Below are 16,470 nucleotides of genomic sequence, written 5' to 3' on the forward strand. Positions count from 1 at the left end.
ACTTAACAACATAAACAAAAACGAAAGCGAGGGTATAATGAAAACGTTAGCAATGAGTAGTTTACTGTTTTTAGCTGGTTCCATGGCTGTATCGGCTGATAGCTTAACCAACAAGCACTTTACCCTCGTTACCACTCACCAGAATGAGATCGGTGAAATTTGCCCAGAGATGGATGCTGGGCAACATTTGAAATTTGAGTTTTCTTCCAACCATGAAGTTGAGTTTAACCTTCACTTTCACGAAGGTGAAAAAGTCTCCTACCCCATCGAGCCACAAACGTTAAGCTCAATCGATAGAACCTTTGAAGCGCCAATCAAGCAAACCTACTGCCTAATGTGGAAGGGGTTAAGTGAACAAGCTTCGAAGATAAAAGTGAACTATCAGATTTTGCCGACAAAGTAGCTATTAATAAACAAGGGCCTTAACGGCCCTTATTATTTGAGGTGGAAGCTTATATACAGACCTCTTCTGCTGGCTGGCGCATATTGTATTGAGTCGCCATAACACGCCCGTAAGCACCGGCATTTTCGATCAATATCAAATCCCCTTCCTGTGTTTCAGGGAAAGGAATTTCGACACCTAACTTATCGGTGCTTTCGCAAATAGGTCCCACAACAGTCGCTAAATGCTCTTTTTCGGCATCGAGTCGAGTCAAGTTTACGATATTGTGGAAAGACCCATAAAGCGCTGGCCGCATTAGCGAGTTCATGCCTGTATTCAGACCGACATAATAATAGTTTTGTTTCTGCTTTACTTGGGTGACTTTTGAAACGAGTACACCAGTATTGGCCGATATATAACGTCCTGGCTCAATCCATAACGCATACTGCGGATACTCGGCTTTAACTTCCAGTAAGCTGTGATCAATCTGACTCATGGTCAACTCAGTCTGTTGGGAACGTTCTTTAATACCAAAGCCACCACCCAGATTCAGATACTTAACACCGGGGAACATAGCCGCCGTTTCAGCCAATAAGCGAGCATGCTCAGCCCAGTGTTCATTAGTTAAGATTCCACTCCCCGCATGGGCATGAAGACCGACAACTTTGATATTATGCTTGTTGATAATAGGCTGTAAATCTTCTAACTCATAGATCGGTATTCCAAACTTTGATGTGGCGCCAGCAGTACGCACATTTTCATGATGCCCTTTGCCAATATTAGGATCGACACGTAAGAAAATTTCTTTGCCATCAAAAATTTCAGGCCAATGTTTTAATGGGTATGTACTGTCTAGCGTCAGGCGAATCCCTTTTTGCAGTATTTCATCGTACTCTCGCTTATCCGCAAAGTTCGGAGTAAAAAATATTCTGCTTTTATCAATACTTGGGAATAAATTCAGAATATGATTTACCTCACCACTCGACACTGTCTCGAAACCAACACCAGCATCATAGGCCGTTTGTAAAACATCTTGATTGTTGTTTGACTTTACCGCAAAAAACACACGGTCAATCGCACTGATACTTTGCAGATTCTGTATGTTCTGACGCACAGAGTCCAAGTGATAGATGTAGGCACTATCCCGTTCGGCTAAGCACATTTCAATCGTGCCTTTCCTGTCTTGCCACCACTTTCTGCTCTGCGAATCAGACTCTGTTTGCTTCAACTCTTTAGCTGTAGGGCCTAACATTTCGCTGTTGGGATTATTCGTGATCAATAGCTCATGCAGAGCTGAAATAACTTTACTACTATGCTCATCATCAATCACAAAAGTTAAGTTCAGATCCGAAGCGGCTTGCGACAACAAGTAAACTTTATAGGTCTCAAAAATTGAAAAAGCAGGTGCAATCTTATGTAAAATGGCACGCACATTTTTACCCACGATAGACACTGCAGAACAGTTATGCATCACGTTGACGCGACACATTTCGGATAACTCCTGAACTAGGCCCTTCAACTGCTTTTCATTGACCACTTGGGTTAAGCTATCTAGGCTTACCGTGATATTAGTCTCTGACGTTGATACTAAATCCACAGACACATTGTGTTGTTTAAAGATAGCAAAGATATCTGCCAAGAAGCCCGCCTGCTGCCACATCCCCTGACTTTCCATTGATATCAAGGTAATACGCTCCTTTGCAGTAATCGCCTTGACCATACCCCAGCTATTTTCAATACTGCTAATCACAGTCCCATCGATCTCAGGATCAATAGTCGAGCGAATATACACTGGGATCTGACTGATCTGTGCAGGACGGATAGCACGGGGGTGCAAAACTTTTGCACCAGCTGACGCCATCTCTTGGGCTTCTTCGTAATTAAGCTGTTTTAAGAGTCGAGCACTCGCTACTTGATTAGGATTAGCAGTAAAGATACCGGGCACATCAGTCCATATTTCTAAACGTTCTGCCTCTACCTTAGCCGCAAAATAAGCAGCAGAGGTATCAGAACCACCACGCCCTAACAGTACGGTTTCATCATCACTGGTATTGGCAATAAAGCCTTGTGTGATAACAATCGATGTATCACTCACATCGTTTAATAAATGTTCATCACGCTCAAAATGGCAACTGGCACAAAGATAATCCATATTACGAGTTTCGCGAGCATATAAATACTCACGCGCATCAAGCCAGCTTACGTCTTCATCAAAAAGCCTATTCAAGTAGGTTTGGCCAATGGTTGTCGACCACAACTCACCTTGTGACATGACTAAAGCACGAACACGGTCACTGACTTCCCCCAGCAAATGGATACCGTCAATTAAACGCTTCAAGTAACTGTAACGCTCTGCCAGCAGGTCGCTAGGCAGCTCCATCTCAGCCAGCAAGTGTTGGTGTATATCGACCAATTCTTTATAAGCAGAGTGGTACTCTCCCTGTTGTGCCAAATTGATTAACGCTTCTAGGCGATTTGAAATGGTGCTTACTGCCGAATGAACAACAAAGGCTTTTTTCCCTTTGGCACGTTTTCGCTTAATGATACTCGCAATATTGTCCCAGTTTTGTCGAGTGGAAACGCTGGTTCCCCCAAATTTAAGCAAATGCCATGAATCGTTCGTTGTCATCCTCTTTTTCCTCAATAGGTACTTTTGTTTTAACTGTAAATAGGCATAAAAAAACCCGCAAAGGTTGTCCAGTGCGGGTTTTGATATTCGTTAAATTTATCGTTTAAGTCACCCACAGCAGAACAGGACACGTTTTTTAAGTGCCTTTTTGCTGTGTTTTTTAACGATAAATTGTATTTTCATGATGTTGAATATAGTAAAAATCGACACTTTGTCAAATATATTTTAGTTATTTATTGCGCTTGTTATCGCGTTTGGCCTTAAAGAAAGCTTTTAGTTGCGCTGAGCACGACTCCTTCATTAAGCCAGACTCTACCACACAATGATGGTTAAAAGACTCGTGCTGAAGAATATTTAGCACGCTGCCACCAGCACCGGTACGCGGATCTTCAGTCGCATAAACCACTCGCCCAACCCTTGCATGCACTAAAGCCATAGCACACATGGCGCAGGGTTCTAGCGTTACATAGAGGGTCGTATCAACAAGGCGGTAGTTTTCAATCTTAGAACCCGCCTGCCGTAAAGCCACGACTTCGGCATGAGCTGTCGGATCGTTGTTTAATATTGGCTGATTAAAGCCTTCACCAATGACCTCACCGCCCTTCACCAAAACAGCACCCACAGGCACTTCCCCTTTCTCCTTAGCGACTTCCGCTAACTCAAAGGCCCGCTGCATGTATTGGAGATCTTGTTCGGTGAAATTAGTCATGATTTAAAGTGATGGGTTACGCTACTCGCTAACCCATCCTATATTCTGTAATATTTGAGCTTTTTGGCATAAGACGAGTAAAGTATTTATTCAAAAAGCTCCATTAGCGAGAAGAAACATTAAGTTTTTCGATTTATGCTAGGCGGAAACTCGCGCAAAGAAGGAGTGTACACATGGTACATGACTGATTGAGCAAGTTTCCAACACCGCAAAAAGTGAAAAGGATATGTTTATTCCGCTAATTACTCCCATTCGATAGTAGCTGGCGGCTTCGACGAAATATCATATGTAACTCGCGAAATCCCATCGACTTCATTAATAATACGTCCTGACACATGCTCTAAGAACTCATAAGGAAGATGTGCCCAACGAGCGGTCATAAAGTCGATCGTTTCTACCGCACGAAGTGCTACGACATAATCATATTTACGGCCATCGCCCATTACGCCTACAGAGCGTACAGGCAGGAATACGGTAAACGACTGGCTAGTTTTATGGTACAAGTCATGCTTGTATAGTTCTTCGATAAAAATCGCGTCCGCACGACGTAATAAGTCAGCGTACTCTTTTTTGACTTCACCTAAGATACGAACGCCTAAGCCTGGCCCTGGGAATGGGTGACGGTATAGCATGTCGTATGGTAAGCCTAGTTCTAAGCCAATTTTACGCACTTCATCTTTAAACAACTCACGCAAAGGTTCAACAAGCTTAAGCTCCATCGTTTCTGGCAAGCCACCGACGTTATGGTGCGACTTGATGACGTGAGCCTTACCGGTTTTGGCACCCGCAGATTCAATCACGTCAGGGTAGATCGTACCTTGCGCTAACCATTTTGCATTGGTTAATTTTTTAGACTCTTCATCGAAAATATCAACGAACACTTTACCAATGATTTTACGCTTTGCTTCTGGCTCATCGACACCTTTCAACTCGCTCAAGAAGCGATCTTCTGCATCAATGCGGATAATATTTAGGCCAAAATTATCACCAAACATAGCCATCACTTGGTCAGCTTCGTTCAAACGGAGTAACCCGTTATCAACGAAAACACAGGTCAACTTATCACCAATCGCACGGTGTAAAAGCATCGCTGTTACTGAGGAATCGACACCACCAGATAGCCCTAAGACAACTTCTTCGTCGCCAACCTGTTCTTTAATCTGCTCAATGGCATCTTCGATGATGTTTTCAGCTGTCCATAAACGTTCACAGCCACAAATTTCAGTCACAAAGCGTTCTAACATACGACCGCCTTGCTTGGTGTGAGTGACTTCTGCGTGGAATTGAATGCCGTAGAAAGGTTTCTCTTTATGCGCCATCGCTGCGATTGGTGCATTCTCGCTTGAAGCGATTACTTCGAAGCTTTCAGGCACCTCGATCACCTTGTCACCATGGCTCATCCATACGTCGAGTAATGCTTTACCTTCTGTATTGAATCGATCTTCAATACCGTCGAGAAGATCATTTGGTGTATTGATAAAAACTTCAGCGTAGCCAAATTCACGTTTTTCAGAGCCACCGACTTTACCACCAAACTGATACGCCATGGTTTGCATTCCGTAGCAAATACCGAGAACAGGAACACCAAGCTCAAACACTAACTCAGGAGCACGAGGCGTACCTTCGCCGGATACTGACTCAGGACCACCTGATAGAATAATACCCTGAGGGTTAAACTCACGAATGTCATCGTCACTAACATCGAAAGGCACCAACTCACAGTAAACACCAATTTCACGAACACGGCGCGCAATCAGCTGTGTGTACTGAGAACCAAAGTCCAAAATCAATATACGATGATCATGAATATCTGTTTGCATCTTCTTACCTTTCTAGGTTAGCTAACCGTAATACGCCTGTTCGCGCATCACTTAAAAAATCAAAAAGCCGCAGTCAAATTTCTGCGGCTTCGTTTATCCGTCTTGTTACAACCAAAGGTCGTTAAATCTTATAGCTGAGGTAAAATGCTTAAGGTCGAGGCAAATAAAATTGAGTTTGCGGAGTTTGTTTATGACAAATGAGCAAAAACTCAATTTTATTTAACAAAGAGATTAAGTATTTTAACCAGCTATACTCGATAGTTTGGTGCCTCTTTCGTAATCGACACATCATGCACATGACTCTCGCTCATACCCGCATTCGTTACTCGAACAAACTGCGCTTTAGTGCGAACGTCTTCGATGGTTTTGCAGCCAGTTAAGCCCATGCTTGAACGCAAGCCACCCATCATTTGGTGCACAATACTTGTCATGTAGCCTTTATAAGGAACACGACCTTCAATACCTTCTGGAACCAATTTATCCGCAGCATTAGAGCTTTGGAAGTAACGGTCCGCAGAACTGTTCTTTTGCGACATGGCACCTAACGAGCCCATACCACGGTACGACTTATAAGAACGACCTTGGTACAACTCAACTTCGCCCGGTGCTTCTTCAGTACCCGCAAGCATTGAACCCACCATGACGCTGTAAGCGCCTGCGGCTAATGCTTTACACATGTCACCAGAGAAGCGGATACCACCGTCAGCAATAAACGGTACGCCAGAGCCTTCCAGCTCTTTCGCTACGCTTGAGATAGCAGAGATTTGCGGAACACCAACACCGGTGACGATACGTGTTGTACAAATCGAGCCAGGGCCGATCCCCACTTTAACGCCATCAGCACCAGCATCAACTAAGGCACGAGCGCCTGCGCCTGTAGCAACGTTACCGCCGATAACCTGTTTGTCTGGATAGTTTTCTTTAACCCACTTAACACGGTCTAAAACGCCTTGCGAGTGTCCGTGAGATGTATCAACTAGAATAATATCCACACCAGCTTCGACGATTGCTGACACGCGATCCGGTGTTTCAGGACCCGTACCAACAGCTGCACCAACACGCAGATGACCATAACGGTCTTTGCAAGCGTTAGGCTTAGTTTCGGCGTTATTGATATCTTTTACTGTAATTAAACCTTTTAGGTTAAAGTTATCATCAACCACTAAAAGTTTTTCGATACGATTGGTGTGTAACTTGTCCAAGATTTCTTCTTGGCTTGCGCCTTCCTGAACAGTGACCAAACGCTCTTTTGGCGTCATCACTGACGATACAGGCTGACCATCGCGCGTTTCAAAACGAATATCACGATTAGTCACGATACCTACTAGCTGATCGCCTTCAACCACCGGCATGCCCGAAATACCATGTTGCTGAGTCATTTGCTTCAGCTGACCAATAGTCGTATCAGGAGTTACAGTGATTGGATCGCTAACGATACCGCTTTCGAATTTTTTCACGCGGCGAACATGCTCGGCTTGTTGCTCGATAGACATGTTCTTGTGAATGAAGCCCATCCCACCTTCTTGCGCCAACGCAATAGCAAGACTTGATTCTGTTACAGTATCCATCGCAGCGGAAACAAGTGGAATATTTAGAGCGAACTCACGGGTAATTTTAGTACGCAGATCAGCATCAGCTGGAAGGACAGTCGAATGCCCCGGTACTAATAAAACATCGTCAAAGGTTAGAGCTTCCTCTATAATGCGCATAGGGTGTACCACGTATTATTTAGCGTCAGCACGACAGGCGCTGACTAGATGAAGCGCGTTATTATAACGTGCCTGCACCATCAAGGTAAATAACTATTTCAAGCGATTTGCAGCATGATACAACCAATTTTACAACCGCAAGAACCTACTGAGCAGCGCAAGGTATACAGCGTCACCGAGTTAGCACTCAACGTACGCCGTCAACTCGAGAGCGAAATCGGTCAAATTTGGATTACTGGTGAAATTTCCAATCTCGCCACGCCTCGCTCTGGGCATTGGTACTTCACACTCAAAGACGCCGATTCACAACTTCGCTGCGCCATGTTTAAAAACCGTAACCGCAGCGTGCGCTTCACCCCCGAAGATGGCCAACAAGTACTGATGCGGGCCAAGATTAGTTTGTATGAGCCACGCGGGGATTTACAGCTTATTGGCGAATACATGGAGCCTGCGGGCGAAGGTGCGCTACAAGTTGCTTTCAATCGTCTTAAGGAAAAGCTTAGTAATGAGGGGCTATTTGACCAAGAGCTAAAGCGCCCTATTCCGACACTACCGAACAAAATCGGTATTATCACCTCACCTACAGGCGCTGCTATACGCGATGTGTTAACTGTCCTGAAGCGACGCATGCCTCAGGTTCCTGTCATCATTTATCCGACTCAGGTGCAGGGTGACAAAGCGGCTAAAACTCTGATTGAACAACTCCGTATCGCTAACCAACGTGCTGAATGTGATGTCTTGTTGGTCACACGTGGGGGTGGCTCACTCGAGGATATGTGGTGTTTCAACGGTGAAAAGTTAGCCCGAGAGATTCGCAATAGCACGATTCCTGTGGTGTCAGCAGTTGGTCACGAAATAGATACATCAATTAGCGACTTGGTGGCCGATCTGAGAGCACCAACACCATCTGCCGCAGCTGAGCTTTTGGTTCCCAATCGTGCTGATATTATCCATAAGTTTCAGGCATTAGAACGCCGCCTAATCGCTGAGTTTCAGCATAAGTTACAAATCCAGCAGGCAACACTGGATAAGCTCACGGCTAGGATAGTACACCCCAAGCAACAATTAACGCAAAGCCAGAAAGACTTGAGTCAGCTTATAAAGCAACTTCATAGTTCCAAGAAGCGCTACCTAGAAAACAGGAAGCAAACTTTAAGCTCCTATCAATCCCGTCTGCAATCCTATAAGCCGGCGAAACATCTAGAGCAAACAAAGCAACGGCTTTTATCTTGGCAAAAGCAGCTACAGCATGCCATGAAACAACAGCTAAACTCATCACAACAACACTTTGCACTAACAGCACAAAAACTCAATGATATCAGCCCGTTAGCTACGCTTGATAGAGGCTATACGATTACTACAGATGTGTCTGGAAAGGCATTGAAAACCGTCAAAGCTGCGAAAAAGGCTAAGACTATTGTGACACGGTTTGCTGATGGGGAACTAAGAAGTAAGCCTGAGTAAAGGCTTACTTCTGAAGTGGATCGTTTTATCTTTTGCCGAACTTTTTAATGGCTCGCTTCTTCTTCAAGCGTTGGCGACGTGACAGCTCGCGACTTTTATTGGTTTTATCCGCAAAGGGATTGTCACCTTCTTTCGTCTCAAGACGAATTGGCGTTCCAATGAGATTCAACTTTTTGCGGAAGAAGTTAATTAAATAACGTTTGTAACTTTCCTGAAGCTTACTGACCTGCTTACCATGGATCACAATAATCGGCGGATTATGACCACCTGGGTGAGCATAGCGTAGTTTAATTCGGCGGCCTTTAATTGCTGGCGGCTGATGACGTTCATAAGCCTCTTCCAGTAGGCGTGTTAATTTTGATGACGTCATCTCAATTAACGCACTTTGCCACGCTTCATCAACAGAATCCCACAGGTGCCCAACATTCGAACCATGCAACGCAGAAATGAAGTGTACTCGTGCGAAGTCAACAAAACCTAAACGTCGATCTATTTCGAGTTTGACGTCCTCTCGCTGCTCCTCGGTCATACCATCCCACTTATTAATGGCAATGACCATAGAGCGACCAGCGTCGATAACGTGGCTGATTAAACTCAGATCTTGATCGGTAATTGGCTCACGCGCGTCCATCACCATCACCACAACGTTAGCATCGCCTATCGCTTGGAGAGTCTTGAGGACCGAAAACTTTTCAACAGCTTCTTTAACTTTACCTCGGCGACGCACACCAGCCGTATCGATTAATGTGTATGGCTTACCGCGGCGCTCCATCTCAATATAAATACTATCGCGCGTGGTACCCGGCATATCAAATACCACCACTCGCTCTTCGCCTAAGAAGCGGTTAATCAGAGTTGATTTGCCGACATTTGGACGCCCTACGACAGCCAGTTTTAAACCACGCGCCTGTAGCTCTTCAATGGTCTGCTCTTCTTCGTTGACTGGCTCTAATTTAAGACTGTCTAACACATTATCGATAAGCGTTGAAACACCTCGACCATGCTCAGCTGCAATCCCTAAGATATCGCTATAACCAAAGCTATAATACTCGGCTAATGCGGCATCCGCGTGAACACCATCAATTTTATTAACCACTAGAAGAACTGGCTTTTGTTGACGTCGTAACTGCTCTGCGACATATTCATCGGCAGCAGTCATCCCGGTACGAGCATCAACCATGAAGATGACGATGTCGGCTTCATCAACCGCTTGCAGCGATTGCTTAGCCATCAAATCATCAATACCTTCTTCATCGCCAGCGATACCACCGGTATCAACGACGATGAATGGTTGACCTTTTAATTTGGCCTGACCGTATTGACGATCACGAGTCAAGCCAGGAAGGTTAGCTACAAGGGCATCGCGCGACTTGGTCAGTCGATTGAATAACGTAGATTTGCCGACGTTGGGACGACCAACGAGCGCGATAACAGGAAGCATAAAAATTACTCTTCAGAATCTTCTTCAACTTTGTTGAAGACATACATAAAACCAAAACGGCTGGTTAAGATCACTTCATTATCAGTAACGATTGGTTTATGCGCAAAACCGTAATCATCTAAGTGATCACGTGCTACAAAGTCACCTGTCGACTTATCTAGAAAATGAACGTAACCTTCAAAGTCACCAATAACAAGGTTATCGCCTAATGCAGCCGCTGCTGTTGGGCTACGGTACTTCAAACCTTCTTGCTTCCAAGCAATATCACCCGTCGTGCGATTAATCGCCACCACAGAACCATCCGTCGTCACTGCATAAACTCGTAAGGTATCTACAAACAGATCCTTTACTGTTGATAACTCTTCGCGCCACAAATAACGTCCATTACTCAGATCCATCGCAATGGCATAACCATTGTAGCCTGCTCCATAAAGCGTGCTGCCGTACACTACCGGAGTCGTATCAACATCAACAATTCTCGAAATGTCAGAACTGCCTCTTGGTGAGGATACTCGTTGTTCCCACAACAGATCACCTGTCTCAAGGTTAAAAGCGGCTAGTTTACCATTCGCGAATCCTGTTAATACTGCACCATCAACAGCTAAGGGTGCCGAAGTGCCTCGAATGGTGAGGTTCGGGATTACGCGATCATAAAACCACTCTTGCTCACCATCATTACTGTCTAGCGCAAAAATTCGGCCATCCGCAGTGCGCACAACAACTTTTGTCGCTTCAATAGCAGGCTTAGCTAACACTTCGCTCGAGACATCCGCTCGCCAAACCTCAGAGCCATCTTCAACGTTTAAAACGATCACACGAGCTTTCTTAGAGCCTATTGCAATTAAACCAGCGTTTGCGCTGATACCACCTGATAGCGGCTCGTTAAGCTCAACTTCCCAAACAATATCACCTGACTCACGGTCAAAAGCAGTCACTAAGCCCTCAACGTCAGCAGTGATAATATAGTCATTCCAAACTGCAGGAGTTAAGCCATTAAACTTTTCATCTGCACCTACACCAATAGATTCAGACCAACGAACATCAATCTCAAACTGAGACTCGACATCCTCAAGTTCTGTCGGCTCGTTAACGATTTCGTCAGAGCAAGCCACTAACAGTGCGCAAGCTGCTAATGATGTTAATAATTTCGATTTAACGTTTAATGTCATAGATTATCCTGTTGTGAATACGGTTCGCTATCACGATGTTTTAATAATTATTGCTCGACCCCAAACTCAGATAAACGCAGAGCCAACAAAGGATGCGGCGCTGTACTTGATGCGTCACGTGCTTCAATAAAAGTATTCTTTGCAGCTTCGCGATCACCTTTAGCCAATTGAGCTTCACCTTTAACCAACAGTGCGCTTGATTTGTAAGCGTCTGTTTTAACTGAGTCAGCCTGGTTAATAGCAGCGTCGTATTGCTCTTGTGCCAACAAAATTCGCGCTAAACGAATCTGCACTACTGGAGCGAAGGTCTTATTACCTTGGTCAACAACCCAGCGTAATTGTTCCATAGCGCCATCTAAATTATCTTTAGACACCTCAATTTCAGCTAGCTTCATCGCTGCCAAAGCCGCATAGCTTGTCTTAGCGAAGTCTTTCTTTAACGCCTCCGCTTTCTCTGCAAACTGACTTTGCTCTTCACTGCCGGCGATAATGGTATCAACCGCTTCAGCGTAACGAGCAGAAGCCGTTTCTGCTTGCTCAACTTTATAATCTTTGTAGTAATCCCAACCGAAAATACCACCAAAACCGATAACAGCCCCCAAAATAATGGCTTTACCGTTTTCTTTCCAAAAGGTTTTTATCGCCTCGACCTGTTGTTCTTCTGTTTCATACTGAGCCATCTCTGGTCTCCTAACTCTTTACTGTTAAATTAAAGATTTCAGCTGCTCGACCAAGTCTGACTGAGACAACTGCAATTGATCTTTTTGTTCACGCAAGAACTTAACACCTATTGTCTGCTCTTGCACCTCTTGTTCGCCAAGCACTAAAGCAATGCTTGCACCACTTTTATCCGCTCGCTTAAATTGTTTTTTAAAGTTGCCGCCGCCAAAATTATTGCGAACTCGTAACTCTGGCAATTGATCACGCAACCTTTCCGCCAATTGAATGGCATTAATTCCTGCCGCTTCGCCCAAGGCCACCATATACACATCAGCCAACACTGTTTCGATAGGCGCCAATTCTTCCATCAAAGCAACAATCCGCTCAATGCCCATCGCAAAACCACTTGCTGTGGTCGCGTGGCCGCCGAGCTGCTCGGTTAAACCATCGTAACGCCCACCAGCACAAATCGTGCCCTGTGCGCCAAGCTTGTCAGTAATCCATTCAAATACTGTGCGATTGTAATAATCCAAGCCACGAACAAGATTGGTATTAATTTCATACTCAATGCCATTAGCATCTAATATGTTGCACAACTGCTTAAAATGCTCTTCTGACTCTGCGTCCAAGTTCTCAGACAATTTTGGCGCGTCCTTAACCAACGCTTGGACTTCTGGGTTCTTACTATCGAGAATACGCAGTGGATTTGTCGTCAGGCGACGCTGACTATCCTCATCCAATTGGTCTTTTATCGGCTCTAAAAACGCAACCAACTTATCCCGATAAGCCGCACGAGCTTCATTTGAACCTAAAGAGTTGATTTCTAAACGAACCGAATCTGCAAGTCCTAACGCTTTCCACAAGCGAGCAGTCATCAAGATCAATTCAGCATCAACATCCGCTGTGGCGATTCCAAAGGTCTCAACACCAAGCTGATGAAACTGGCGATAACGTCCTTTTTGCGGGCGTTCATGCCGAAACATCGGCCCCATATACCACAAGCGCTGCTCTTGGTTATATAACAAACCATGCTCAATACCCGCACGAACACAGCTAGCCGTTCCTTCTGGTCGCAAGCTTAAGCTATCACCGTTTCGGTCCTCAAACGTGTACATCTCTTTTTCAACAATATCAGTCACTTCGCCAACCGCTCGCTTAAACAGTTGAGTTTTCTCTACGATAGGCATTCGAATTTCTGAATAGCCATAACTATCCATCAAACGACGCAAGATCGCTTCCAATTTGTGCCAATATGGAGTCTGTTCCGGCAATATGTCATTCATGCCGCGAATTGCTTGAATTTTTTGCGCCAAAATCAATCCCGATTCGTTCAAGTGAAATTTTTTGTGAAAGTGCGAAATTATAGCGAATTTGGCGAAAAACAGTAGTTTTTTCGCCTAATTTTCAGAAATTATAAGGTTAATGCCCGCTCTTGTACTGAATCAGGACTTAACTTCTTCGATAGGTAACTGCTCAGCGCCCTTTGCTTTTTCATTTTTCTGCGCTAAGTTAGCGGCAATCTGAGCTCGAATACGAGCCTCAAGCTCGTCGACCAAGTCCTCGTTAGGCACTTTATGGCTCTTTTCACCACCTTCATACAGCATGCTTTTCTTGAATCCGCCTGTTAGCCCCACAGAGACTTCTTTTGCCTCTCCTGGGCCATTGACCACACAGCCAATCACCGCCACATCAAGGTGCTCATTGATGTCTTCTAAACGCTCCTCAAGCTCATTAACCGTTTTAATCACGTCAAACTGTTGGCGTGAGCAAGACGGACAAGCAATCAAGTTAATGCCACGCTGACGCAACCCTAAACTTTTTAGGATATCGTAACCGACCTTAACTTCTTCAACAGGGTCTGCGGCCAACGAAATACGAATGGTATCGCCAATACCTTCAGCAAGGAGCATCCCCAGCCCTACGGAAGATTTAACCGTACCTGAGCGGAAGCTACCAGCTTCAGTAATTCCCAAATGCAACGGGTTGTCAATTTCTTTAGCTAAGATTCGATAAGCCGCAACCGTCATGTAAACATCTGACGCTTTTAAGCTGATCTTGTAATCTTTAAAATTATGACGTTCCAGAATATCAATGTGGCGATAAGCCGATTCAACCAACGCTTCTGGTGTTGGCTCACCGTACTTTTCCTGCAAGTCTTTCTCAAGAGAGCCTGCATTCACACCAATACGAATTGGGATATTGCGCGCTTTTGCCGCATCGACAACCGCTTTGACACGCTCTTCAGCGCCAATATTACCTGGGTTAATACGCAAGCAATCCACGCCGTACTCTGCGACCTTTAGGGCAATTCGATAATCAAAGTGAATATCCGCTACAAGAGGTACTGGCGATTGTTTTTTGCTCTCTTTGAAAGCTTCCGCGGCCTTCATCGTTGGCACCGAAACCCTGACGATATCTGCGCCAGTATTCGCTAGCGCTTGTATTTGTTGCACGGTGGCTTCGACATCACAGGTATCGGTATTGGTCATGCTTTGAACCGCGATCGGCGCATCGCCACCGACAGGTACATTACCAACCATAATTTGACGGGATTTACGTCGCTTAATCCAAGAAGGGTTGTTCATACTACAGAATTCTCACTTGCCATACCAAAATGGCTTAAAGCATTTATTTATAAGCAAATAGGTTAAGGTGGTCTATCGCGCTTAAGAATTATCACCAAGGGTCAATTTGGCCGCACGCTCGTCCGAATACCCTGATAAATCTATCGCGCTACCATTATAGGTTAATTGTACCGCTGAAGCCTTACCTAACGTCAAGTTATATGGGGCTTGCCCTGAAAGTTGCAAGTTGGTTCCTGCAGACTTGATACCGAGCGCCAATACTTTTCCACTAGCATCTTGGACTCGAACCCAGCAGTCACCAGTAAAACTAAGTGAGATGCTGCCACCAGATGTCACTTGCGGTTGAGGACTATTGTTAGACTGCTCAATACTAACACTTTCAGACTCTGAAGAGTCGCTCTCACCTAGGTTAATTTCACCGCTTGTGGCAGATGGTTCCAATGAGTCATCGGCATCACCGCTGTTAGAAGCATCATTTAACAGTAACTCGCTCGGCTCGTCTTCTGAAGAACCTTCATCCGATGTAGTCTCTTGTGATGAGCTACCCGCCTCTGAGCTACCAATCTCTATCTGACTGCTGTTTTGCTCAGCGATAGGTAGACCATCGATATTTTGAACTTGCTCTTCAGAACTATCAGACACAAACTTTTTCCAAAGCTCTTTTTCTACTACGACGTAATAAATTGCGAAAAGCAGTATTAATATAATTAACGTTGTTACAGCTTTAAACAGCCAATTATTAGAGCCCATGGGTTTATCTAGCTCTAAGCCTTGTAGCCTTGGTGGCGGGGAACTGAATAAGTTATTTCTTCCGCAAAAGTCTCGGAAATTCGCACCAATATCAACATCATCCAGCTCGAGCAGCTCGGCGTAATTTTTTAGGTAACCGCGGTAAAACGTTACCGGTAGATCACCTTCATAATCATCAGCCTCAATCTTTTTCAACACAGGAATGGTCAGTTTTAAACGTGTAGAAACCTCTTCCAGTGAAAGGCCTTGCTGTTCGCGCTTTTGTTTTAATAACGCCCCAGGGCCAAAGTCATGTTCCTGTGGCTGCTGCTCAGTTTTTTCAGTCATAAGTTATCGAATATTTAGGTATTCAGTCGCCTGCCTAGAGTTTGGGTATAACTGCATCAGTTTTTCACCATAGCTTTGCATATTGCCCTTATGCCCTGTTGCGCTAGCAACCTTATACCCTAATAGCAACGAGTCTGCTGTTGGCTTGGTACGCCCTTCAAAACGGTATAAATAGTCTGCGGCACGTCTGAAATTACTTTTTTGATAATGTACGCCAGCTAAACCATACAATGACTTGGTTAAATTTGGATTAAGAGTGAGTGCTTTTTCAAAATATTCTTCTGCTTGTGTGACCTGCTTCGCATCTAAACTGCAAAAGCCCGCGTTTTCGTAAGTTTCTCCAACAGAAGTATAATCAGGTTTAGAGATGGCTTTTAAAAAGTAATCAACACCCTTTGCATGCTCTTTTTTTGAGTCACATAAAAATGCGCCATAAGCATTGAGGTAGTCTGGATTATTTGGCGCTTCATCAAGCGCCATTTTGTAGTATCTGTCCGCTTTGTCGAACTCATAAACGGCTTGATAATAATAACCTAACCCGTACAAAACGTCAGGCAAGTCAGGTTTATGCTCATAAGCTTTGACGAGATTTTGCTTTGCCCGCTCCATGTAGCCAGCTTCGATGTATTTAAGCCCAAGCGCTAGCCTAGATTGTGCGGCTTTAGTCGCATCATATTTTCCGTCTGATACCTCAATGCGATCATTCGTCGCAGCTTTTGTCGTCGTTCGAGTCGTGGTTTGACAACCTGAAACCAATACAGCCGCTCCGAGCACAATCCAGTACATATACTTCATGAATACCTACCTGTTTTAATAATCGTTATA

At 44.6% G+C, this 16,470-nt stretch carries 13 protein-coding genes; 2 read left to right on the forward strand and 11 right to left on the reverse strand.

The genetic code is table 11. The features are described from left to right. Window positions 1-37 precede the first annotated feature (37 nt). Window positions 38-403: a hypothetical protein gene (locus KFK88_RS07035; protein ID WP_223578110.1), complete on the forward strand. Its 366-nt coding sequence runs from the start codon at window positions 38-40 to the stop codon at window positions 401-403. Between the two features lie 49 nt (window positions 404-452). Here KFK88_RS07035 and KFK88_RS07040 read toward each other — a convergent pair whose 3' ends face one another. From KFK88_RS07040 to guaB, 4 genes are all read right to left on the reverse strand, one after another. Continuing rightward, entirely contained in the window at window positions 453-3,011 is a 2,559-nt protein-coding gene (locus KFK88_RS07040) for a bifunctional aspartate kinase/diaminopimelate decarboxylase (protein WP_223578111.1), read from the reverse strand. 229 nt (window positions 3,012-3,240) lie between these two features. Next, window positions 3,241-3,720: a tRNA adenosine(34) deaminase TadA gene (tadA, locus tag KFK88_RS07045; RefSeq protein WP_223578112.1), complete on the reverse strand. Its 480-nt coding sequence runs from the start codon at window positions 3,718-3,720 to the stop codon at window positions 3,241-3,243. Between the two features lie 242 nt (window positions 3,721-3,962). Next, entirely contained in the window at window positions 3,963-5,540 is a 1,578-nt protein-coding gene (gene guaA, locus KFK88_RS07050) for a glutamine-hydrolyzing GMP synthase (protein ID WP_223578114.1), read from the reverse strand. A gap of 248 nt (window positions 5,541-5,788) precedes the next feature. Then, window positions 5,789-7,249 carry an IMP dehydrogenase gene (gene guaB / locus KFK88_RS07055; RefSeq protein WP_223578115.1) on the reverse strand — a complete coding sequence of 487 codons (1,461 nt, stop codon included), beginning with the start codon at window positions 7,247-7,249 and terminating at the stop codon, window positions 5,789-5,791. A 114-nt stretch (window positions 7,250-7,363) separates the two neighbouring features. Here guaB and xseA point away from each other — a divergent pair, with 114 nt between their 5' ends. Beyond that, window positions 7,364-8,713, forward strand: coding sequence for an exodeoxyribonuclease VII large subunit (gene xseA / locus KFK88_RS07060; RefSeq protein ID WP_223578116.1), 1,350 nt, complete (start codon window positions 7,364-7,366; stop codon window positions 8,711-8,713). Between the two features lie 25 nt (window positions 8,714-8,738). Here the strand turns inward: xseA and der are convergent, their stop codons facing one another. The 7 genes from der to pilW all read right to left on the reverse strand — a co-directional run bounded on the left by der (window position 8,739) and on the right by pilW (window position 16,440). Then, window positions 8,739-10,154, reverse strand: coding sequence for a ribosome biogenesis GTPase Der (gene der / locus KFK88_RS07065; RefSeq protein WP_223578117.1), 1,416 nt, complete (start codon window positions 10,152-10,154; stop codon window positions 8,739-8,741). 5 nt (window positions 10,155-10,159) lie between these two features. Next, window positions 10,160-11,323 (reverse strand): outer membrane protein assembly factor BamB, encoded by a 1,164-nt coding sequence (gene bamB, locus KFK88_RS07070; protein ID WP_223578118.1) that lies wholly within the window; start codon window positions 11,321-11,323, stop codon window positions 10,160-10,162. A gap of 47 nt (window positions 11,324-11,370) precedes the next feature. Then, complete coding sequence (locus KFK88_RS07075; protein ID WP_223578119.1) at window positions 11,371-12,003, reverse strand: YfgM family protein; 633 nt, start codon at window positions 12,001-12,003, stop codon at window positions 11,371-11,373. A gap of 24 nt (window positions 12,004-12,027) precedes the next feature. Beyond that, window positions 12,028-13,296 (reverse strand): histidine--tRNA ligase, encoded by a 1,269-nt coding sequence (hisS, locus tag KFK88_RS07080; protein ID WP_223578120.1) that lies wholly within the window; start codon window positions 13,294-13,296, stop codon window positions 12,028-12,030. A gap of 129 nt (window positions 13,297-13,425) precedes the next feature. Next, on the reverse strand, window positions 13,426-14,568 hold the full coding sequence (gene ispG / locus KFK88_RS07085) for a flavodoxin-dependent (E)-4-hydroxy-3-methylbut-2-enyl-diphosphate synthase (protein ID WP_223578121.1): 1,143 nt from the start codon (window positions 14,566-14,568) through the stop codon (window positions 13,426-13,428). An 81-nt stretch (window positions 14,569-14,649) separates the two neighbouring features. Next, a complete protein-coding gene (locus KFK88_RS07090; protein ID WP_223578123.1) occupies window positions 14,650-15,645 on the reverse strand; it encodes a RodZ domain-containing protein in 996 nt (331 codons plus the stop codon). Between the two features lie 3 nt (window positions 15,646-15,648). Then, window positions 15,649-16,440 (reverse strand): type IV pilus biogenesis/stability protein PilW, encoded by a 792-nt coding sequence (gene pilW / locus KFK88_RS07095; RefSeq protein WP_223578125.1) that lies wholly within the window; start codon window positions 16,438-16,440, stop codon window positions 15,649-15,651. Window positions 16,441-16,470: the final 30 nt, after the last annotated feature.

This window comes from Kangiella taiwanensis, from assembly GCF_020005165.1.
Lineage (GTDB): Bacteria > Pseudomonadota > Gammaproteobacteria > Enterobacterales > Kangiellaceae > Kangiella > Kangiella taiwanensis.